This window comes from Cupriavidus basilensis, from assembly GCF_029335485.1.
Lineage (GTDB): Bacteria > Pseudomonadota > Gammaproteobacteria > Burkholderiales > Burkholderiaceae > Cupriavidus > Cupriavidus basilensis_E.
Genome location: NZ_JARJLM010000234.1, coordinates 1 through 21,671, shown reverse-complemented (window position 1 = coordinate 21,671; position 21,671 = coordinate 1). Strand labels below are relative to the sequence as shown.

Annotated in this window: 21 protein-coding genes; 12 read left to right on the top strand and 9 right to left on the bottom strand. The window is 66.0% G+C overall.

Annotated elements, in window-relative coordinates; genetic code table 11:
* Window positions 1-44 precede the first annotated feature (44 nt).
* The 7 genes from P3W85_RS13590 to P3W85_RS13560 all read left to right on the top strand — a co-directional run bounded on the left by P3W85_RS13590 (window position 45) and on the right by P3W85_RS13560 (window position 7,111).
* Window positions 45-728, top strand: a complete 684-nt coding sequence (locus P3W85_RS13590) for a vWA domain-containing protein (protein ID WP_017225053.1) — start codon at window positions 45-47, stop codon at window positions 726-728.
* Window positions 729-1,493: a PP2C family serine/threonine-protein phosphatase gene (locus P3W85_RS13585; protein WP_276265164.1), complete on the top strand. Its 765-nt coding sequence runs from the start codon at window positions 729-731 to the stop codon at window positions 1,491-1,493.
* A complete protein-coding gene (locus P3W85_RS13580) occupies window positions 1,490-3,796 on the top strand; it encodes a TonB family protein (protein ID WP_276265163.1) in 2,307 nt (768 codons plus the stop codon). The genes P3W85_RS13585 and P3W85_RS13580 overlap by 4 nt, the downstream gene beginning before the upstream one ends.
* Window positions 3,797-4,056: 260 nt before the next feature.
* Window positions 4,057-4,572: an AAA family ATPase gene (locus P3W85_RS13575; RefSeq protein ID WP_276265162.1), complete on the top strand. Its 516-nt coding sequence runs from the start codon at window positions 4,057-4,059 to the stop codon at window positions 4,570-4,572.
* A 38-nt stretch (window positions 4,573-4,610) separates the two neighbouring features.
* A complete protein-coding gene (locus P3W85_RS13570; protein ID WP_276265161.1) occupies window positions 4,611-5,105 on the top strand; it encodes a hypothetical protein in 495 nt (164 codons plus the stop codon).
* Between the two features lie 250 nt (window positions 5,106-5,355).
* Window positions 5,356-6,384, top strand: a complete 1,029-nt coding sequence (locus P3W85_RS13565; RefSeq protein WP_276265160.1) for a c-type cytochrome — start codon at window positions 5,356-5,358, stop codon at window positions 6,382-6,384.
* A gap of 205 nt (window positions 6,385-6,589) precedes the next feature.
* Complete coding sequence (locus tag P3W85_RS13560; protein ID WP_276265159.1) at window positions 6,590-7,111, top strand: hypothetical protein; 522 nt, start codon at window positions 6,590-6,592, stop codon at window positions 7,109-7,111.
* 128 nt (window positions 7,112-7,239) lie between these two features.
* On the opposite strand, the gene fabV is transcribed toward P3W85_RS13560, so the two are convergent.
* Window positions 7,240-8,430 (bottom strand): enoyl-ACP reductase FabV, encoded by a 1,191-nt coding sequence (fabV, locus tag P3W85_RS13555; protein ID WP_017226079.1) that lies wholly within the window; start codon window positions 8,428-8,430, stop codon window positions 7,240-7,242.
* 252 nt (window positions 8,431-8,682) lie between these two features.
* Between fabV and P3W85_RS13550 the strand changes: the two genes are divergently transcribed.
* Window positions 8,683-9,147 carry a cupin domain-containing protein gene (locus tag P3W85_RS13550; protein WP_276265158.1) on the top strand — a complete coding sequence of 155 codons (465 nt, stop codon included), beginning with the start codon at window positions 8,683-8,685 and terminating at the stop codon, window positions 9,145-9,147.
* Between the two features lie 247 nt (window positions 9,148-9,394).
* Here the strand turns inward: P3W85_RS13550 and P3W85_RS13545 are convergent, their stop codons facing one another.
* The 5 genes from P3W85_RS13545 to P3W85_RS13525 form a co-directional block, all read right to left on the bottom strand.
* Window positions 9,395-9,721, bottom strand: a complete 327-nt coding sequence (locus P3W85_RS13545) for a hypothetical protein (RefSeq protein ID WP_017226077.1) — start codon at window positions 9,719-9,721, stop codon at window positions 9,395-9,397.
* A 360-nt stretch (window positions 9,722-10,081) separates the two neighbouring features.
* Entirely contained in the window at window positions 10,082-11,443 is a 1,362-nt protein-coding gene (locus P3W85_RS13540; protein ID WP_035809987.1) for a GntP family permease, read from the bottom strand.
* 137 nt (window positions 11,444-11,580) lie between these two features.
* Window positions 11,581-11,973, bottom strand: a complete 393-nt coding sequence (locus P3W85_RS13535) for a RidA family protein (protein WP_017226075.1) — start codon at window positions 11,971-11,973, stop codon at window positions 11,581-11,583.
* Window positions 11,974-12,058: 85 nt separating this feature from the next.
* On the bottom strand, window positions 12,059-13,555 hold the full coding sequence (locus P3W85_RS13530; protein WP_276265157.1) for an N-acyl-D-amino-acid deacylase family protein: 1,497 nt from the start codon (window positions 13,553-13,555) through the stop codon (window positions 12,059-12,061).
* Between the two features lie 2 nt (window positions 13,556-13,557).
* A complete protein-coding gene (locus tag P3W85_RS13525) occupies window positions 13,558-14,463 on the bottom strand; it encodes a MurR/RpiR family transcriptional regulator (protein WP_276265156.1) in 906 nt (301 codons plus the stop codon).
* A gap of 224 nt (window positions 14,464-14,687) precedes the next feature.
* Here P3W85_RS13525 and P3W85_RS13520 point away from each other — a divergent pair, with 224 nt between their 5' ends.
* From P3W85_RS13520 to P3W85_RS13505, 4 genes are all read left to right on the top strand, one after another.
* Window positions 14,688-15,956, top strand: a complete 1,269-nt coding sequence (locus P3W85_RS13520) for an amino acid deaminase (protein WP_276265155.1) — start codon at window positions 14,688-14,690, stop codon at window positions 15,954-15,956.
* 82 nt (window positions 15,957-16,038) lie between these two features.
* Window positions 16,039-16,974, top strand: a complete 936-nt coding sequence (locus P3W85_RS13515) for a sugar kinase (RefSeq protein ID WP_276265154.1) — start codon at window positions 16,039-16,041, stop codon at window positions 16,972-16,974.
* A gap of 122 nt (window positions 16,975-17,096) precedes the next feature.
* A complete protein-coding gene (gene eda, locus P3W85_RS13510; RefSeq protein WP_276265153.1) occupies window positions 17,097-17,741 on the top strand; it encodes a bifunctional 4-hydroxy-2-oxoglutarate aldolase/2-dehydro-3-deoxy-phosphogluconate aldolase in 645 nt (214 codons plus the stop codon).
* A 39-nt stretch (window positions 17,742-17,780) separates the two neighbouring features.
* Complete coding sequence (locus P3W85_RS13505; RefSeq protein WP_276265152.1) at window positions 17,781-18,227, top strand: hypothetical protein; 447 nt, start codon at window positions 17,781-17,783, stop codon at window positions 18,225-18,227.
* A gap of 110 nt (window positions 18,228-18,337) precedes the next feature.
* On the opposite strand, the gene P3W85_RS13500 is transcribed toward P3W85_RS13505, so the two are convergent.
* From P3W85_RS13500 to P3W85_RS13490, 3 genes are all read right to left on the bottom strand, one after another.
* A complete protein-coding gene (locus P3W85_RS13500; protein ID WP_006163387.1) occupies window positions 18,338-18,469 on the bottom strand; it encodes an entericidin A/B family lipoprotein in 132 nt (43 codons plus the stop codon).
* Window positions 18,470-18,610: 141 nt separating this feature from the next.
* Window positions 18,611-19,948 carry a GGDEF domain-containing phosphodiesterase gene (locus P3W85_RS13495; protein WP_276265151.1) on the bottom strand — a complete coding sequence of 446 codons (1,338 nt, stop codon included), beginning with the start codon at window positions 19,946-19,948 and terminating at the stop codon, window positions 18,611-18,613.
* A gap of 290 nt (window positions 19,949-20,238) precedes the next feature.
* Window positions 20,239-21,552: a hemolysin family protein gene (locus P3W85_RS13490; protein WP_035818258.1), complete on the bottom strand. Its 1,314-nt coding sequence runs from the start codon at window positions 21,550-21,552 to the stop codon at window positions 20,239-20,241.
* Window positions 21,553-21,671 lie beyond the last annotated feature (119 nt).

The window sequence follows — 21,671 nt, the reverse complement described above, 5'->3', positions numbered from 1 at the left end:
GCTGGTAAAATGCAAAATTCGCCGAAAACGCCGCAGGAAACAAGATGTCGAAAACGATCATTCCCGACGTTGCCTTGATCGATAACACCGAGCAACGCACGCCCCTCGTGCTTGTGCTGGATTGCTCCGGCAGCATGGACGGCGAGCCGATCCAGCAACTCAACGAAGGACTGAAGCTGCTGGAGCAGGAACTGAAGTCCGATGTGATCGCAAGCAAGCGGGTCCGCATCCTGGTGGTGAAGTTCGGCGGCTACGACAGCGCCGAGATCGCCGGCGACTGGTGCGACGCAATGGATTTCAGCGCGCCGCAATTGCGGGCCGACGGCACGACACCCACTGGCCAGGCCATCGAACTGGCGCTGGCGGAGATCGAGCAGGAAAAGCTGCGTTTCCGCCAGGCCGGCGTGGCCTATACACGCCCATGGCTGTTCCTGATGTCGGATGGAGCGCCCACCGACCAGTGGGAGCCGAGCGCCACGCAGGCGCGCCGGGCCGAGCAGGCCAACAAGGTGGCGGTGTTCCCGATCGCGGTGGGCGCCGGCGCCAGCGCCGATGTACTCCAGCAGTTCAGCAACCGGGGTGCCGGTGGCGTGAAGCAGCTCAAAGGCTTGCAGTTCCGCGAGTTGTTCCTCTGGCTCAGCGCCAGCATGCAGGTCGTATCGCAGTCCACGCCGGGCGGACAGGCGCAACTGCCTTCCACCGACAGCTGGTCGACGGTTTCCATCTGAATGACGAGCTGGCGGATATTTGCCGCTTCGGCGACGGGCAAGTCGCACGCCGACCGCGGCGTGCCGTGCCAGGACGCTTTCGCGCATGCGCTGGTGGGCGACGTGCTGATCGCGGTGGTTTGCGATGGCGCGGGCTCGGCGCGCTACAGCCAGGCGGGCGCGGAGTTTATTGCCAGGTCGGTGGTGCATGCGCTGTCCACGCGGGTGGGGCAGGGCGAGGAGTTGCCCGAGCTGTCCGGCGATCAGTTCGAGCAGGCCGTGGCGAGTGTGATCGGGCTGGCGCGCAATGCGCTGCAGGAAGTGGCGCGTGCCGCGGGGGCCGGCCTGGCGGACTATGCCAGCACGCTGGTCGGTGTGGTGGCCACGCCGGAGCGAGGCAGCTTTTTCCATATCGGCGACGGGGTGGGCGTGGCCCAGCCATGCGATACCACGGCAGTGCCGGATATTTCGCTGCCTGCCAACGGCGAGTACGCAAACGAGACCTACTTCGTGACCGGGCCGCACTGGCGCGAACGGCTCAAGGTGCTGCCTATCCGGCAGCCGCTGCGCGGTGTGGTGCTGATGTCGGATGGCGCCATGCCATTCGCCATGAGCAAAGGCAATGCGGGGCTCTACCCGCCCTTCATGACCCCGGTCGAGCGCTATCTGCTCGGGGTGGCCGGCGAGGACGAAGGCAACCGTGCGCTGGCGGCCACGCTGGACGATCCGCGCACGCACCACATCACTGGCGATGACAAGACCTTGCTGATCGCGCTGCGCGCATGAGCGCACGCAGCGGCGGCAAGGTCTGGCTGGACCGCCAGCGCAACCTGACGCTGGCGCGGCTGATCAAGAGCGGCGGCGCCGGCAGCGTGTACCTGTTGGCCGAGTCGCCGGCCCAGGTGGCCAAGCTCTATCACGCGCACATGGACCTGGCCAGCTACCGGCGCAAGATCGACGCGATGCTGCGCCTGTCGCCGGAGCTGCCCGACCAGATCGAGAGCGGCAGGCGCTATGTGCAGATCGCCTGGCCGCAGGCGCCGCTGCAGGACGCCCGCGGCCGCTTTATCGGCTTCGCCATGCCGACGCTGGATATCCAGCAGACGGCCGAGCTGGAGGAAATCCTGCAGGAGCGCCAGGCGCGCGCTGCCGGCCTGCCCACCGGGCTGGGCGCCAAGATCACGCTGGCCGCCAACCTGAGCGGGGTCATCGCCGCCCTGCACCAGCAGCATCACTATGTGGTGGACCTGAAGCCGGTCAACCTGCGCTTCTATCGCGATTCGCTCTATATCGCGATGCTGGATTGCGATGGCTTCAGCATCCAGGGCGAGTCGGAGCGCTTCCCGGCGCAGCAGTTCACCGTCGACTACCTGGCGCCGGAACTGCAGGGCGGCGGGCTGACCGCCGCGGGCGAGGAAGCACAGGACCGCTTCGCACTGGCGGTGGTGATCTTCCAGTTGCTGAACTTCGGCATCCATCCGTTCAGCGGACGGCCCGCCAATGCGCAGGTTCCCACCGATCTGCCCGGACGCATCCGCGGCCGCTACTATGCCTACGGCCTGCGCGCGCACAAGGCGATCTCGCCCAACCCGGTGAGCGGCCACGCGCAGATGCCGGCGGAGTTGCGCCAGATGTTCGACAGCGCCTTCGCCGGTCAGCCGGGCACGCGGCCTGCGCCGGCCGAATGGGCGCGGGTTCTGTGCGAGTATGCGCTGCGCACCAGCCAGCGCCTGCAGGTATGCGGGGCCGACCCGTCGCACCAGCATTTTGCGGGCCTGGCCTGCGCGGCTTGCGCGCGCGGCGCGTTGATCGCCGGGGCCGCCAGCGCAGCAGCGGCTGCCACTGCCGCGCAGGCTGGCGCCAGGCGCAAGGCTGGCCGGGGCAAGCGCGGACGGCAGGCCGCCACCCGGCAACAAGGTCTGCAACAGGTACCGCAGCCCTTGGCGCAAGCCATCCAGGCAACGATGGGCCAGGCCCAGGCGCCGGTCGCGCCATCCGCCGCTAACACGCCGACCCGCGGCGGCGCGGGCGTGGGGGCCGTTATCGCGGTCTCCATCTTTATCATGGTGGGCGCACTGGTGCTTTCCGGGCGCCTGGACAGCAGCAAGAGCACGCCTGTGGCGCCCGATGCCGCAGAAGCAGCGCTGCCGCTTGAATGGAGCCGCGATGCGCGCGCCGAGCGTTCGTCATCGCTGGCCAGCGGGCGGGCCGAGATCCGGGGGATCATCGAGGCTGTCGCCGCAGGGCGCTTGGATACCATCCAGTTCGATCTGCTGCGCCTGAAAGCGCAGGTGCCCGTCAGCGCCCCTGGCAGCTTGATGGAATACAAGCGCGACCAGGCCAGCTACCGGAACACGCTGCGCGAGGCGCGCATGGCAGTGGCGAGAGCGCAGGGCGGAACCCTCGCCGCGGAGGCTGAACTCGAAAAGCATTACGATCAGCACCGCGACCTGCTGGCGAGCGATCCCGGTGCGTCCTTCGTGGCCGCTGAACTTGGGGAGTACCATCTGCTCCACAAGGAACCGGTGGCTGCGCGCCTGTATTTCGAGCAGGCGGTGTGGGGCAATCCAGGCGGTGCCGTCGGCTGGGACGGGTTGGGTGCGGTAGCGCTGCGCGCACAGCGCGACAAAGAGGCGGTTGCGTGCTTTGCGATCGCCCGCTGGCGGACGACGATGGACGATGCGGGCGCACTGAATGTTTTCCTGCCCAGGCTGCGCCTTCGCCTCATGTCGGACCAGAAGCGCTGGGAGGGCGCCAACCACGCTGCGGAGGAACTGGCTGCGAAGCTGGCCGAACTGCCACCCGTGGCCAACCGCGGCGCCAGCGTGGACCCGGTATCGCAGCAGCGCCATCCGGCGCGCTATGCGAGTGAGCTGGAGCCGCAGGCCGCTGGCGTGGTCGAACTGGAAATCAGGCTGGATGCCGCCGGCGATCCCATCCGGATCAAGGTAGCCACGTCCAGCGGACGCCGCGCACTGGACCAGGCGGCGCTGGATGCCGCAAGGAATTGGCGCTACTCGCCGGCGGTCTGGCAGGGCGCGCTGATCAACGACACCATTTTGGTCCCGGTGATCTTTGCCGCAACCTGAAGCGCGCCACACACCGGTTATCCGAAATGCCCCCAAGCCCCCAGGCCACAGCGGCCGGCCTCGAGGACCTGCTGGTCGAGGAGCCGCAGGCGCAGCGCACACCGTGGGCGCGATGCTGGCGGTTGGCCCGCGCGCCGGACACGCGCCGCCCTGACCCCGCTGCCGTGGCCCGGCCGCAAACGGCCGTTCGGCTAGGATTCACATGAGGGGATCGGGCGTCAGGTCCCTCATGGCGTTGTTTGACGACCCAAAGGACGAATATGCTGATTGTTCTCGGCGGTCTGCCAGGCACGGGCAAGACCACTATAGCGCGCGAGCTGGTTGCGCATTGTTCCGCGGTTTATCTACGCATCGACACCATCGAGCAGGCCCTCCACTCGTCAAACGCGCTTGCCGGGGAGGTTGGCCCGCTGGGCTACCTCGTTGCCTACGAGCTGGCCAGGTCCAATCTCGCGCTTGGCCTGACGGTGGTGGCGGACTCCGTCAATCCGCTGGCGGTCACTCGCGAGGCATGGCGGGACGTCGCTGCCAGCACGTCTTCGGGCTTGATCGAGGTGGAAATCGTATGCTCGGATGCGGCGGAACATCGAAGGCGCGTGGAAGGGCGCAGCGCCGATATTCCCGGGCACGTCCTGCCGACCTGGGCGTCGGTACTCCGCCACGAATATGAGCCATGGAAGACGAATCGGGTTGTTATCGATTCGGCGCTCGTTGATGCCAGGGTGGCGGCATCGTTGATCCTGGCGGGGCTGCGTAGCAGGGTTGTGCGCGAATAAAGGGGATGTAGCCGCGAGACAATGAAATAGCAAAAGCAATGTGGCATATGATATTGTCTTTTTTAACAATGATGGTATTCAAGCCGATGACACGCAAAAATTCCGCGCTGACCTCCGCGCTCCTGGCGGCATTTCTTTTCACCGTTTATCCGGCGCAATCGCAGGCGGAAGGCAAGCTGAACGCACCCGTATTGAAGATGGAATTTTCCGAGATCATTGCTGCCTATACGGCGGATCCTGTCGCGGCGGCCAAGCGATTTGATCACAAGCGCATCGCGTTTACCGGCCGTGTCATCGCCATGGGATCCTCGCCTACCACCACTTATTTCGGTGCTTATACCGCGGATGGGCACAAATTTGATACGTCCTTTGATGTAGAGGCGCGCGAGGCATTGAAGTCAAAATTTGCAAACAAGGAAATCGTTGCGTTCAAATCGTCCAACGAATTCCTGATCGACTGTTTGAACGAAGGCTATCTGCCCGGCGCAATTGTGCCCAGCATCAAGCTGACCCATTGCCGCGTGGCTCGATAGATATCGCGTGGCCATTGTGGCACCTGAGCGCGCCTGCGCTCACGACGATGGCGGGTAACAGGGACCCAGCGCTCGACATCGATCTCGCGCCGGCGAATGCGGGATGGTTCGCGGTGAGCTCATGCGCCGGGAAGGGCGGGTGGAGGAGCAGAGGAATCTGGCTTTCAGGTGAGCGAGCCGGCGCCGGACAAGTTGTTTTGGCTCGCGCGCCAACGCAACCCCGATTGTCACGACTTCACGGAGTAAGCACATGGGCCGAGCTTTGCCTCTGCTGTTCTGGTGCGCCTGCGGACTCGCCCAGGCTTTCGATATCACCCCGTATCGCGTGGGCGACAGCTTGCCCGCGAGCGAAGCCCGGGTCCTGCTGGCGCGCTATGCCGCACGGCCGCAGCAGCCATGGCGCGAACCCGACGAGGCGCGCATCCCTGCTGGCCCCGAAGGCGACCAGATCCGCGACGGCATCGACCTGCTGCGGAACACTTCGCGCCGCGTGGGCAAACTGGCTCCCGATGAAACCAAGCGCATGAACTGGAATAGCCTGAACTGCGTCAACTGCCATCAGGCCGGTCCATCGGGCTTGCCCGGCAGCAAGAAGTTCGCGCTGCCTCTGGTCAACGCGGTCAATGACTACCCGAAGTTCGACATCAAGTCGGGAAAAATCATCTCGCTGGAGCAACGGGCATTGGGCATGTTTGGCGCGGGCAGCGTGCCCATCCTGGCCGATACCCCTGAGTTCCAGTCCATCATGGCCTACTTGCGCTGGCTGGCCCGGGACACCCGGCCAGGTGCTGCCATGGACGGGGCAGGGCTGATGCCGATGGACGCCATGCCGCGCGCTGCCGACCCACTGCGCGGCCAAAAGCTGTTTGCCACAAAATGCCAGGCCTGCCATGGTGCGGATGCCACTGGCCAGCGCAAGGCCGATTTCAACAATGGTGGTGGCTACCTGTTTCCCCCGCTGACAGGCGACGACACCTATGACAACGCCGGCCATATGTTTGCTGTGCCGTTGCTGGCACGATACATCCGTGCATCCATGCCCTTGGGAGCCAGCCATGACAAGCCGCAACTCACTGCCGCGGAGGCGCTCGATATCGCTGCTTATGTGAACGACGACGCCACGCCACGCAGGCATAACCCGAATCGTGCCAAGCTTTACCCCGATGCGGCATTGCGTCCACAGGGTTTTGCCATCCCCGAGCACTTCGCCGGTCAGTCACCACGGGCATACCAGCGCGCCAAGTTTGGCCCCTTCCGCAACGTAAACGAACACTACTGAACACATTGCGCCGCCGCCCGATGTTCGCTTGCTGCTCCGCGCACCAAGCGGCGCCTGCACTGCTTGTTTCCGTGCGATGGAATATTCTCCCCTCCCAAAGCGTTTACTCAGGGGCAGGGCGCGCAGGCAGGTGCACGTGCGTGAACTATGCTGAAAGGGTTCCTGGCCCCGAGAACGCGATCCGCGTCGATGCTGGAGGATGGTCATGCAATATCACTTAGCCAGATGGATGGGCGCGGCGCTGGCCGCGGCCGCGCTGTGTGCCTGTGCGTCCCTGGAGCCAGTCCAGACCGCGCAGAAAATGATAGGCAGCCCGGAAAGCGCCGTGCGCGGCACCTTCGGCGCGCCCACGGAGACTTATCAACTCGCCGGCGGCACCAGCCGCTGGATCTACTCGAAGCAGCCGCTCGGATTCGACGTCTACGCGGCGGATTTCGACGCCGCCGGAAACCTGGTCAGATTCCGTCAGATGCTGACGGAGAAGGAGATCTACGAGGCACGGCCGGGCATCTGGACCAAGCATGACGTGGCAGAGCGTTTTGGCCTGCCGCGCGAGCCAGTCCAGTACTATCCGCTCATGAAGCGCGAGGCATGGTCCTACCGGCTCTATGTGGGCGCCTACCAGCCGGCGCACTTCAGCGCTTACTTTGACGACCGCGGGGTACTGGATCGCACCATGATCATCGTCGATCCGCTGGGCGGCGACGGCCACGATCGCAGCAAGTGATTCCGGCGCGCCGGCAGCCCTGGTGGGACGGGACATCGGGTGAAGCCCTTCCGGCTTGCGCGAAGGCCCCGTGAGCATCGGCAATAAAACGGCTTGGAGTGTGATTTCTCCAAGCCGTTTGGCTGAACCTAGACGAGATTGGGAATCGCCACGTCTGGATTCACGTCGGCCTCATAGTTCACGCCATCGATCTCGAAGCCGAAGAGGCGCAGGAATTCCTTCTTGTACCCGGCAAAATCGGTTAGCTCATAGATGTTATCGCTGGTGACCTGATTCCAGAGTTGCTGTACGCGGCTCTGGACATCCGGATGCAGTTCCTTGTAATCCGCGCGCAGGCGCCCCTCCTGATCCAGGCACGGAGCCTCGCCGTACAGGCTGTCCTTGTAGAGTCCGTAGACCTGCTCGATGCAGCCCTCGTGCGTGCCTTGCTCCTTCATGACCTTGAACAGCAGCGACAGGTAAAGCGACATCATCGGAATGGCGGAGCTTGCCTGCGTGACCACGGCTTTCAATACGGAGACGCGGGCATCGCCGCCGGTGGCGGACAGGCGGCCGCGGATACCGAGGACCTTTTGATCCAGGTCTTTCTTGGCTGCGCCGATGGATCCGTTCCAGTAGATGTCGTGCGTTATCTTTTCGCCGAGGTAGGTGAAAGCGGTAGTCTTCGCGCCGTCGGCGAGGACGCCCGCCTCGAGTAGCGCGTCGATCCACATCTGCCAGTCTTCGCCGCCCATCACCGCAACCGTGTTGTCGATCTCGCTTTGCGTGGCCGGTTCCAGGACGGACTCTTTGACGATTTCCTTGTCGGTATCGAGGCCGCGCAGGCTGACTGCCTTGCCGATGGGTTTCAGCGTCGAGTTGAAAACCTCGCCGGTCTTCGGGTGCGTCCTTCTCGGCGCGGCGAGGCTATAGACAACCAGGTCGACCTGTCCGAGATCCTGCCTGATGACGTCGATCGTCTTCTGCTTGATCTCGTCCGAAAAACCATCCCCGTTGATGCTCTTCGCGTACAGGCCTTTCGCCGTGGCAAACTTATCGAAAGCGGCCGTGTTGTACCAGCCAGGCGTACCCGGTTTGCTGTCGCTGCCGGGACGTTCGAAGAACACACCGAGGGTATCGGCACCGGAACCAAATGCGGCTGCGATGCGGGCGGCAAGTCCGTAGCCGGTCGATGCGCCGATCACCAGCACTTTCTTGGGCCCGTTGGCGATAGGTCCGCCTGCGGTGACGTACTCGATCTGTTCCTTGACGTTGGCTTCGCAGCCAGCCGGATGGGTAGTAACGCAGATGAAGCCGCGCACGCGTGGTTTGATGATCATGGAGACCCTGCTTTTGAGATGCCGAGACTAGGTTAGGACACGAGAAACGTCCGGCATTGTAAATGAGGCGGCGCCCCCCGAGCGCTTCACCCGACGGATCGAGGGTGGGGCGGCCCTGCCCCCGTTCTCGTTCAGGGTTTCTCCCGGTCTCAGGCAAGCTGTTCGCCGGTGCGACAATCCGATGGCAACGCAGCGCCATCATGCCGCTATTGCACCGCACAACACCAGCAGACAACGAAAGGAGAAACGAGCATGCGTCGCTTTGCCACTCTTGCTGCCATTCCGGCCGCATTTGCTTGCGGTTTTCTTGTGTCCCGCCTGGCCACGCCGGCAGTGGCGCAGACGCCGCCTCCGACGTTATCGGCGCAGATCATCGACGTGGCGGCCATGACCGATGCCGATATCGGCGCACAGGTCCCGAACTTGGGGACGCTGTGTTCAAAGGGCCTGGTCGCGACGCCATCGGGGACCATCGCGGTGCAGTCCGGCAATGTGCCCAAGCATACCCATGCGGGCTCCGATGAAATCCAGTATGTCATTTCGGGGAGCGGCACATTCTGGCTGGGGAACGAGCAGCGGCAGATCCACGCCGGCGACCTGATCATTATCCCCAAAGGCACCGTCCATGCGGGTTCCGTACCGGCCAGCGGCGAGTTCAAGGTCCTCGCGATCAAGCTGCCGCCGCAGGCTCCGGGCGATATCCAACTGGTGCCGTGAGGCCCGGAACGGCGCTGTCCAGGACACGGCTCCCTGACTTCGCACCGAGCCGTGTGCACGGCCCGCTCCCTCTCTTGCCGCACCTGCCGGCGCAAGGATGGATGCCATTGTCCGCCCCCTATCCCCACAAGGCCCGGACCGCGTCCGGCTATGTGCCCCGGATAGGAGGCAATTCGTGCGTGCCACGCATGTGGAGCCACAGCGCATGGGGCAGTGCAACGTTCCCGCGCCCAGGGGGCGGGGTGGCTTACTTGGCGGCTTCCTCCGTGCGCCTGTCGGCGTCGCGCAGGCGCTTCACGGCTTTGCCCAGCAGGCCGCCTTCGCTATTCGATACGGCTTCTTCCAGCGTAGCCAGGGCAGCCTTGACCGCAGCGGCGTGCGCGGTGGAGAACGCCTCGGCTTCGATCAGGCTGTCGGCTTCCTTGCGGGTACGCTTGCCCAGCTTGCGGGAGAACTCGGGATCCAGCTGGCCTTGCGCGGTGGCGTTGGCTATATGGTCGAGCAGGGCGATCAGGCCTTGCGCCGTGGTGGTGGCCGGGATGGCTTCCTCGGTTTTCCTTGGCTTTTTCGGCATAGTTTTTTTCCTCCGGTTAGGGCTCGATTCTATCGCTGAGGGGGGAAGCCTTACCTGCTTCCCAATAAGAAAGAATTGTGACATGTCATGGGCCGCGGACGGGATGACAAGGCATGCCAGAGACCCGGCCCGATAGCGTCGGGGCTGCCGGCTGGCGTGACAACAGCGATTGTTGCGGTGCACACATTAGCACATCTCGGCACAATCTCGGCCGGAAGAGCACCACGGGTCACGATGACGCCCGGTAGTCGACACAAGGAAATGCGCAAAAAAGGGAGGGGCACTGCGAGTGCCTCCTCCCCCCAGGCAGGCGTCCAGCGACGCTTTGCGGACGAACGGACGGATCAACCCGCCGGACGATCAGACCACAGTGGCGAGCGCCAGCGTCAGCAGCAGGGCGATCACCGAGATCAGCGTTTCGCAGACCGACCAGGTCTTGAACGTCTGGGCCACGGTCATATTGAAATACTCCTTGACCAGCCAGAAGCCGCCGTCATTCACGTGCGACAGGATCAGCGAGCCGGCGCCGGTGGTCAGCACCAGCAGTTCCGGCCGGGTGCCCGGCACGCTGGCGGCGATCGGGGCGACGATGCCGGCCGCGGTGGTCATGGCGACGGTGGCGGAACCGGTGGCGATGCGGATCAGCACGGCCACCAGCCAGCCCAGCAGCAGTACCGACACATGCGCGCCCGTGGCCACATCGACAATGGCGTTGGAGATGCCCGAGTCGCGCAGCACGCGGCCAAAGCCGCCGCCCGCGCCGACCACCAGCGTGATGATGGCGGTGGGCGCCACGCATTCGTTGGTGAACTTGAGGATGTTCTCGCGGGTGAAGCCGCGCGCCTTGCCGAAGGTGTAGAAGCTCACCAGCGCCGCGATCAGCAGGGCGATGACCGAGTTGCCGATCAGCTTGAGAAAGTCGTTGAGGAAGGTCTTGGGCGTGCTGATCACGTCAGCCCAGCTGCCGATCAGCATCAGGAACACGGGCAGCAGAATGGTGAACAGCGTAATGCCGAAGCCGGGCAACTGGTGCGATGCCTTGACGCTTTCGTCTTCTTCGGTGAACTGCGCGGCCAGCGGATTGATGTCCGGCAGCTTCACGTAGCGGTCCATCAGCTTGGCGAACAGCGGGCCGGCGATGGCGGCGGTCGGGATGCCGACGATCAGCGCGTACATGATGGTCTTGCCGATATCCGCCTTGTACGCGGTCACCGCCAGCAGGGCGGCGGGGTGCGGCGGAATCAGGCCGTGCACCACCGACAGGCCGGCCACCATGGGGATACCCACCAGCACCATGGAGGTGCCCGTGCGCTTGGCCACGTTGAAGGCGATCGGCACCAGCAGCACGAAGCCTACCTCGAAGAACACCGGCAGGCCGACGATAAAGGCAATGGTGACCATGGCCCAGTGCACGTTCTTCTCGCCGAAGAAATCGATCAGGGTGCGCGCGATGCGCTCGGCGCCGCCGGATTCTGCCATCATCTTGCCCAGCATGGTGCCCAGGCCCACCACCAGCGCGATATGGCCAAGGGTGCCGCCCACGCCGGCTTCGAAGGACTTGACGATGTCGCCCATCGGCATGCCGACGGCAAAGCCGAGCAGCACGGAAACCACCACCAGGGTGATGAAGGGATTGAGCTTGAAGCGCGCGATCAGCACGACCAGTGCGATCACGGCGATCAGCGCGTACAGCAAGAGTGTGGTTCCTGTTACGGCGCCCATATTGTCTCCTTTGTGCGGGGTCCGCCGGCAATCCGGCGGGGCTCCCCCGCGTCCGCTATGAAAAGGGCCGCGCTGGCGGCGGCCGGTTTTGGAATTGTTGGCAGGCCGGCTGTCCCGCGGGACTGGCCGGCCATGGCTCAGGCCACCGGCTTCTTGTAGGCGATGCAGTCGACTTCCACCTTGCAGTCGACCACCATGCTCGACTGCACGCAGGCGCGCGCGGGCGGGTTGGCGCCGAAGTATTCCTTGAATATCTTGTTGAAAGAGGCAAAGTCGCGCGCGTCGTCCAGCCACACGCCGCAGCGCACGATATGTTCGGTGCCGTAGCCGGCTTCGGCCAGGATGGCCAGCACGTTCTTGATGGCCTGGTGGGTCTGGGGCACGATGCCGCCGTCGATCACCTCGCCGGCGACCATCGGCACCTGGCCGGACACGTAGAGCCAGCCGTCGGCTTGTACGGCACGGGCAAAGGGCATGTGCTGGCCGCCGGTGCCGGCACCGCCTTCCACGCCAAATCGTTTGATATCCATGGGGACTCCTGTTCCTGAAAGAGATTGCAGATGCGTTGTTGCCGGATGCGCGGGGCTGCCTGCGCGTTGCCGGATGCGGGTTACCCTATTGCGCAGACGCTGCGGCGTTCGCGCCGGCGGGCCTGCCGCGGGCGAGGAAACGGCCCGCGCGCGCGCCGGTCGGCTTGCGCTGGCGCCACGACAGCTCGCCGTTGACCCACACCGCGGCGATGCCTTCGGCTGGCTGCATGGGGTCGGTGAAGCTGGCGGCGTCGCGGATGGTGGCGGCATCGAACAAGACCAGGTCCGCCCAATAGCCTTCGCGCACGAAGCCGCGTTCGGCCAGTCCGAAGCGCTCCGCCGACAGGCCGGTCATCTTGTTGACCGCCACGGCCAGCGGAAATAGTTCGCGGTCGCGGGCGTAATGGCCCAGCACACGTGGAAAGGCGCCCCACAGCCGGGGGTGTGGCAACGGGTCGTTGGGCAGGCCGTCCGAACCCACCACCGTAGCCGGGTGGCTGAGGATGCGGTCCACGTCCGCGTCTTCCATGCAGTGGTAGACGGCGCCGGCCGGCTGCAGGCGGCGCGCGGCGTCCTCCAGCCCGAGCGCCCAGTCGGCCGCGATATCGGCCAGCAGCCGGCCGCCCATCTCCGGGTGGGACTCGGACCAGGTCACCATGATGTCGAAATCGCTGGTGACCTGCTTGATATCCAGCGTGGAGGAGCTGGCGGTGTACGGATAGCAGTCGCAGCCGATGGGTTGCCAGCGCTCGGCGCGCTCGAGCGCGTCCAGCACTTCGCCGCTGCGGCCCCAGTTGTCCACGCCGGCGCACTTCAGGTGCGAGATCACCACCGGCACGCGGGCGTGGCGGCCGATGCGGAAGGCTTCGTCCATGGCCTCCAGGATTTCGGCGAACTCGCTGCGCAGGTGCGTGGCATAGAGCGCGCCGGCGCGGGCCAGGGGTTCGGCCAGCGCCAGCACTTCGTCCGTGCTGGCCGAAAAGGCATTGGCATAGGCAAGGCCGGTGGACAGGCCAAGCGCGCCATGATCCAGCGCTTCTTCCAGCTGCGCGCGCATGGCGGCGATCTCGGCCGGGGTGGCGGTGCGGTCCAGCCGGTCCATATGATTGCTGCGCAGTGCGGTATGGCCCACCAGGGCCGCCACGTTGACAGCCGGCTGCGCGGCCCGCACGGCCTCCGCGTAGGCGCCGAAGTCCGGATAGCGGAAGGCGTCGGCGGTGCCCAGCAGGTTCATCGGGTCCGGCGGCTCGCCGTGCAGCGTCACCGGCGCGGCGCTGATGCCGCAGTTGCCGACGATCACGGTGGTGACGCCCTGCGAGAGCTTGGGCGTCATCTCGGGCTGCCGGACCACATTGGTGTCGTCGTGGGTGTGCACGTCGATAAAGCCGGGGGCCAGCACCAGCCCTTCGCCTTGCACGACATGCCCGGCGCTGCCGGGGTCGATGCGCTCCGCGTCGTCCTCCAGCATGGCAATGCGGGCGATACGGCCGGCGCGCAGCGCGACGTCGGCCAGGCGCGCTTCGGCGCCGGAGCCGTCAAGCACGGTCGCGCCGCGGATCAGGGTGTCGAACAGTTCAGGCATGGTCAGTCTCCGAGCGGCTGGCGGTTGTCCGGGCTATCCGGTCCGGCCGTGTTGCCCCGGTGCGCGTCGAGCACGTATTTGAGCCGGCGCAGCCGGTCCTGGCTCTGGTCCTGCTGCAGCAGGGCGAGCTGGGTGGCCAGCACGTCCACCACCAGCAACATGGCGTAGCGTGAGGCCGAAGGCTTGAAAATAAAATCGGTCTCCAGCGTGCGCACCGGAAGCAGCACGTCGGCACGGCCCGCCAGCGGCGAGCCCAGCGCGGTCACCGCGACCAGCCTGGCGCCATATTCGCGGGCGATATCGCAGCTGGCGAGCATCTCGGGCACGTTGCCTGTGGCGGAGAAGGCAAGCACGACATCGTCCTTGTGCAAGGTGGCCGCCACCATCTTCTGCAGCAGCGCATCCTGGTAGCTGGCCACGGGACGGCCCAGGCGGGCCAGCCGGTAGCGCGCCTCGTCGGCCATGAAGGACGAGCCGCCACCCATGCCAAAAGCGTAGACCATGCGCGCCTCCAGCAACAGGCGTGCGGCGTGCTCGATATGGTCGGGGTCGATCAGCTTGCGGTTGATCTCAAGAGAGTCCAGGATATCCGCGTGGATGCTGTCGGCCAGCGTGGCCGGCGCCGGCTCCGCCGTCCGGGCGCTCTGCGCATGCAGGAAACGCTGGCCTACCGCGGTGGCCTGCGCCAGGCGCAGCTTGAGGTCGCGCACGTCGCGGCAGCCGATGGCCTTGGCGAAACGGGTCACGCTGGCCTCGCTCACCCCGGCCTGGCGTGCCAGTTCGTTGATGCTGGTGGCCGCGGCGCCGGCCAGGTCCTGCAGGATCACCTGGGCGACTTTCTGCTCGGCCAGGCGCAGCGTGGGGCCACGCTCGGCGATGCGGGTCAGGATGTCGAAGGGCGCGGACATGGTTGGCGAGTGGCGGACTGGGGTGGCGGCTTGAAGGGGAGGGGCGGGCGCAACGGCGATGTCGGCCTCTCGATATCCGCCGTTCGCATCGTTTCCCCGCCAGCCCGGGCCGATCGGCATGTGGCCCGTGCTTGGCTAGAATTGTTACTTTATAACAAGGATGAAATATCGTAAATTCAAGGCTATCATTACGTCAATCGGAATTTTTGCAGGGTGATGACAGCATGCGTGAAACAAAGTACCAAACCGGCACGATCGATCCGCTCAACAAGGCGTTGGGCAAGCTCGATGCCCCGCTGGCTCCCGATGCCGCCGGCCAGGTGGGCTGGCAACTGCTGGCGGAAGACCTGAGCCTGCCGGCCGCCGTACTGTATGAAGAACGCCTGGCGCACAACCTCGAATGGATGCGCCGCTTCATGGGCGAGTACGGCGTGCAGCTGGCGCCGCACGGCAAGACCACCATGGCGCCCAAGCTGTTCGCCCGCCAGCTGGCGGCCGGCGCATGGGGCATCACCCTGGCCACCGCCCACCAGACCGCCGCCGCGTACGCGCATGGCGTGCGGCGCGTGCTGATGGCCAACCAACTGGTGGGCCGGCGCAATATGGAGATCGTGGCCGACCTGTTGCGCGATCCTGATTTCGAGTTCTTCACCCTGGTGGATTCGCCCGAACTGGTGGACCTGCTCGGCGCCTATTTCAGCGGCCGCGGGCAGCGGCTGCAGGTCTTGCTGGAGCTGGGCGTGGCCGGTGGCCGCACCGGCGTGCGCGACGCGGCGCAGCAGGCGGCGGTGCTGGCGGCATTGGCGCGCTGGCCTGGCGTGCTGTCCCTGGCGGGTGTGGAAATCTATGAAGGTGTGTTGAAGGAGGAGGCCGACATCCGCGACTTCCTGCGGCGCACGGTGGCGGTGACGCGCGAGCTCTTCGCGGCGGGCCGGTTTGGCCGCAGCCCGGTGGTGATGTCGGGTGCGGGTTCGGCGTGGTACGACGTGGTGGCGGAGGAGTTCGCCCGTACCGAGATCGGCGCGCCGATCGATATCGTGCTGCGTCCCGGCTGCTACCTCACGCACGATGTGGGTATCTACCGCGCCGCGCAGCAACGCATCCTGGCCAGCAACCCGGTCGCGCAGAAGATGCGCGAGGGGCTGTTGCCGGCATTGCAGCTGTGGGCCTATGTGCAGTCGATTCCGGAGCCCGACCGCGCCATCATCGGCATGGGCAAGCGCGATGCCGCCTTTGATGCCGGCATGCCCATCCCCGCGCAGTCGTACCGGCCCGGTGCGCCTGCGCCGGTGGCGGTGCCTGCCCACTGGGAAGTGACCGGCATGATGGACCAGCATGCCTACCTGCAGATCCGCCCGGGCGATGACGTCAAGGTGGGCAATATGATCGCCTTCGATATCTCGCATCCCTGCCTGACCTTCGACAAGTGGCGCCACATCCCGGTGCTCGACGCGGACCTGCGCGTGATCGACCTCGTGCAGACGTTCTTCTGAGCCGCGCAACGGCAAGGCGAAGACAGCGACAATGGCAGCAACAGCAATGACAGCAACGGCTACAACTGGGGGCGCTTGCACCATGAGCATCGACATTCTCGCGTTCGGCGAAGCGCTGGTTGAATTCAACCAGCAGCCCGACGATCCCACCCGCTACCTGCAGGGGTTCGGCGGCGACACTTCCAATTTCTGCATCGCCGCTGCGCGGCAAGGCGCGCGCGCCGGCTATATCAGCGCGGTGGGCGAGGACACCTTCGGCGAACGGCTGCTGGCGCTGTGGACGCAGGAACGGGTCGATACCCGTCACGTGCGCATCGATGCCGGCGCCCCGACCGGCGTCTACTTCGTCACCCACGACGCGCATGGCCACCGCTTCGACTACCTGCGCAGCGGTTCCGCGGCCAGTCATTACAGCCACGAGAACCTGCCGCACCATGCCATCGCCGAGGCGCGCTACCTGCATGTGTCCGGCATCAGCCTGGCCATCAGCACCAGCGCCTGCGATGCGGGCCTGGCGGCGATGGAGCATGCGCGCAAGGCCGGCGTCAAGGTCACGCTCGACACCAACCTGCGCCTGCGGCTGTGGACGCTGGCGCGGGCACGCGGCATCATGCGCGAAGCCTTTGCGCTGACCGACGTGTGCCTGCCGAGCTGGGACGACATCACCGTGCTGACCGGCCTCAATGACCGCGATGCCATTGCCGACTACCTGCTGGACTGCGGCATCGGCCTGGTAGCGCTGAAACTGGGCGCGGAGGGCGCGTACGTGGCGACCCCGGAAGCCCGTTCGCTGGTGCCGCCGTATCCGGTGCACCCGCTCGACGCCACCGGCGCCGGCGATTGCTTCGGCGGCAGCTTCGTGGCGCGCCTCGCGGCCGGCGACGATCCCTTCGAGGCTGCGCGCTATGCCAACGTGGCCGCGGCGCTGTCCACCACCGGCTACGGCGCCGTGGCTCCGATCCCGTTTATCGAAACCGTGCTGGCGCGAATGGCCCAGACGGTTTCCGTGATTGCCTGATAGCGACGGTATTGCCTGATGCCCGGGGCGGCCTCGGGCCGCCGCGCATGCTGGCCTGCAAACTGAAGCCTTACGTTTTCCCGACCCCATCGACCCATCGATCTCACCGAACACAAACTGCCATGCAAACTCAATCTCCCTCGCTGATCGAACGCCTTGTCAATGTGCCGGTGATCCCGGTACTTGAGTTCTCCTCCGTCGACGAAGCCCTGCATGTGTCCGAAGCATTGATCGGCGGCGGTCTGCCGGTGCTGGAAATCACGCTGCGCACGCCCGTGGCGCTGGATGCCATCAAGGCCGTGGCCGCCGCTTTCCCGCAGGCTTGCGTTGGGGCAGGCACGGTGTTGACAGCGGCGGACCTGCAAGCCGTCGGCAACGCCGGCGCGCAGTTCGCGGTCTCGCCGGGGCTCACGCCGGCACTGGCTGTGGCCGCGCAGGGTGCGGGTGTGGCGCTGCTGCCCGGGGTGGCCACCGCCAGCGAGGCAATGGCCGCGATGGAGGCCGGCTTCAAGTTCCTGAAGTTCTTCCCGGCGGAAGCCTCCGGCGGGGTGCCGATGCTGAAGTCGCTGTATGGCCCTTTCGCGCAGCTCCGCTTCTGCCCTACCGGCGGCATCGACGTGGCCCGTGCCCCGTCCTACCTGGCGCTGCCCAACGTAGTGTGCGTGGGCGGCTCGTGGGTTGTACCAAAGGACGCCGTGGCAAAGGGCGACTGGGCGCGGATCCGCACGCTGGCGCAGGAGGCCGCCGCGCTGCGCAAGTCGGCCTGACGCCGGGCGCGGGACCCCTCCGCGTGCATCCCGCCTTGCATGGTGGATACGCCGGACAAGGCGTCGCCCGACAAGGCGCCGGAGGGTATCGATACCACGATCGCGGAGCTGGGCCGGATGCCGAGCGATGCGCACCAGGAGATCATCCTGATCTCCCCGTATTTTGTCCCGGGCGACCGGGGGGTGGCATGGATGGCGAAGCTGGTCAGGCAAGGGGTCAAGCTGCGGGTGCCGACCAATCCGCTGGCGGCGACCGATGCGCCCATCGTCCATGTCGGCTACCGGCGCTACCGGGTTGCGCAGCTATTCGCGGGGGCAATCGACGACAACAGCTACCTGCTGCGCCTGTCCGATCGGGGCGCGGTGCAGTGGGTGGATGGCAAGGGGGATAGGGCGGTGGTGCTGGACACCGAGCCGGACACGACATGGTCCAGGCGCCTGGGGATCGACTTGCTGGCGCCGTTTACGCCGGAGGAACTGTTGTAGCGGCGGCTCCGTTGCCGAAGCCAGCCTTGCTGCCGGCGGGGTTGCGCAGGCCGACGGGCCGCCGGCGCGATGCCGGGCCCATGGCCGCCGGCATTTCCTGGCTGCCGCGGCTACTTGCTGCGGTCGGCAGCGCCTTCGAGCTTCTGCCCGCCCTTTTGGATATCCTGGCCGAGGCCGGCCATGGTATTGCAGCCAGCCAGCAAGGTGGCAAACAGAACGCAGAAGATCCATCCTTTTTTCACGCCAGACTCCTTTGGGTCAATAATCTCGCCGCAATTCTACCGTTGCGGCCGTGCTCTATTGAAGCATGGCGCGCGCCAATTTGTAACCACTCGTGCCAGGCAAAGGTGGGCTGGTGTCCCGATTCAGACTCAGGACACCGTCTAGCCAAGCAATTCGCGCGCACGCGCGCAGATGGCGGCATGCGTCTGGGCGAGCCAGTGGACCGGGAAGGGTTGGGCCAGCAGGTAGCCTTGCATATCGCTGCACCCCCACTGGCGCACCACACCAAGCTGAAGGCGTGTTTCGATCCCCCTGGCGCAAACCGGCAGAGCAAGGCGCTGCGCCTGCTCGCAAGCCGCCTGCAGCCGGGCCACGGCGGCATTGCGCTGGCCTGGCGGCCCTGCCTGATCGGCGTTGCCGATGCTGCGTGCGTTGAACGTGAGCAGGTCGGGTTGCAGCCGCTCCAGTGTCGCTGTGCCGTCCGGCGCCTCGGCGAAATCGCTCAAGGCGAACCGCAGTCCAGCGCGCCGCAGCCTCGCCAGCTTGCCGGCGGCCTCCCGATCGCCTGCGGGCAGTGCCGCGGCGGGGATCTCCAGGCAGACCCTGGCGGGGTCGAACTGCTCTTGCTCCAGCGTGCGCAGCAGGGTGTCGATCATGGGGGTGCCGTGCAATTGCGCGCTGGAAACCGGAAAAGACAGCGCCACCGGGCTGGGGATGCCCGTGCAGCCCAGCATGGGCAGGGCATTTTCCATCAGCCAATGGGCGACATCGCCCATCAGGCCCAGCGCTTCCAGTGCAGGCAGGAAGTCCTGGGGCGCAACCCGCCCCAACTCGGGGCTCTGCCAGCGCAGCCTGACGGTGTAGCCGGTCACGCAGGCTGTGGCGAGCGACGCCCGGGCCTGCAGGTTCAGCGAGAGCTGCCCGCGGGCGAGGGCGTACGGCAGGGCTGCCAGCAAGGGCGTGGCGAGGGGCGGGGACGCGGCAGCCGTGTCGCCGGCTACGCCGTCGCCGCCGCGTTTGCGCACGCGCAGCATCGCGTCATACGCTTCATGCAGGCAGCGTTCGGCGGGCTTGACCGGGTCGTCCATGGCCACGCCGATACTGCTGGAGAGGAACAGTTCGAAACCATCCTGCTGGAACGGTCGCGCCAGGCCGGCGCCCACGCTACGCCCCAGGCGCAACGCGGCTTCCATGGGAGGCGCTCCGCCAGGCGGCAGCGCCACGATGACGCCGATGTCGGCCTGGCCCAGCCAGGCGATTTCGGCCGGATGCGCCAGTGCGGCGATGCGTGCCGCCGCTTGCGCGCGCAGGCGCAAGGCCGGCTGCGCGCCGAGCGTCTCGTTTGCGTGCGTGAAGCGGTCGAGATGAATCACCAGCACGACGAGATGAGGCGTGGCGGCGGGTTGTTGACGGTGCGCCGCCAGCATGGCGGCAAAATCGTTTGTGTCCTGCGAGTCCGCCTCTGGCTGGCGGACAGTGCCGTCTGCGTCAGGCTGCATGAGGGGTCCCTGTGGGCGGCGGTGGTTTGCCGCGCGCTAGCATGGGCGCCGCGGTCCGGCGACGCCGTGGCCGTGGCAACCGCCGTGGCTTCCTTGCGGGGCTGGAGGGGTACACCCTCCAGCCGGCCTCAGGGATGTCACGGCACAGTCACGATGATACGGCACGGCGGGCGCCGCCCGAAGCAGGGCGGATACAGGGATAGTGCGGATTTGCAGGCGCGTGCCGGAGATCAAGAATCCTGAACCGGCGGCGCCGCGGGCGCGGCAACCGCCGTGCGTACCCTTGCCCGTCAGCCGGTGGTCTCGGCGTCGGCGCCATCCTCGGGGGGGACGCGGGCGGCCAGCACCTTGTCGATGCGCTTGCCGTCCATATCGACGATCTCGAACTTCCAGTCGCCCCAGCGCACGGTGTCGCCGGTCTGCGGAAGCCTGCCGAGCAGCAGGAGCAGCATGCCGGACAGCGTGTGGTAGCGCTCCTTGTCTTCCTCCGGGACGTGGCGCAGGCCGATGCGATCCTTCAGCTCCGGGATGGGGATCAGGCCATCGAGCAGCCATGAGCCGTCTTCACGCTGTACCGCCCATTCCTCGCCGGCCCCATCGGCCTTGAACTCACCGGTAATGGCTTCGATCAGGTCCTGCAGCGTCACCAGGCCCAGCACCTCGCCGTACTCGTCGATCACAAAGGCGATCTGGCCGCCGGAGGCGCGGAAGTTCTCCAGCAACTCCATGCCGGTCACGCTCTCCGGCACGAATACCGGGGTCTGCAGCACGGCGGTCAGGTCGGTGGGCTCGCCGCGCAGGCGGCGCGCCAGCAACTGCCGCGCGCTCACCACGCCGAGCATGTCGTGCATGCCGCCGCGCACCACCGGGAAACGCGAGTGATCGGACTCCTCGATGCGGCGCAGGTTTTCTTCGAGCGGGACTTCCACATCCAGGCAGACGACGTCGCCGCGCGGCACCATCAGCGAGGTGAGCTGACGGTCATCGAGGCGGAATACATTGCGCACCATGGTGTGCTCGTGCTGCTCGATGACGCCGGCTTCCGAGCCTTCCACCAGCAGCGCATGGATCTCTTCTTCGGTCACGGCCGGGCCGCGGCCGCTCTTCACGCCCAGCATGCGCAGCACCAGCCGGGTCGAACTGGAGAGCAGCTTGACGAAGGGGGTGGAGGCCAGCGCCAGGAAGGAAATCGGGCGCGATACCAGGCGCGCGATGGATTCGGGCGCCATCTGGCCGAGACGCTTGGGCACCAGTTCGCCCAATACGATGGAAAAGTAGGTCAGTCCTGCGACCACGATGGTGGTCGCCACGTAGCCGGCGGTGGTTGCCTGCAGGCCAAAGCCCTGCAGCCACACGCCGAAGGGCTGGGCGAGGGTGGATTCGCCAACCACACCGTTGAGCACCCCGATCGAGGTAATGCCAATCTGCACGGTCGACAGAAAGCGTGTGGGGTCTTCGCCCAGCTTCATCGCCTCGATGGCGCCGCGGTCGCCATCCTCGATGCGTCGCTGAAGGCGGGCCTTGCGGGCCGTCATCAAGGCGATCTCGGACATCGCGAACAAGCCGTTGATCAGGATCAGCGCCAGTAATATGGCAATTTCCATCAGGGTGCGCGCCCTGTGCGCGCAGGAGTTATTGAGGCCCAAAGCATAACATTGCCATGCGTCAAAACAGATTTCGGCGCGTGCGCGAGCCGCCGCACGGCTTGTTCGCAGGCCTGTCG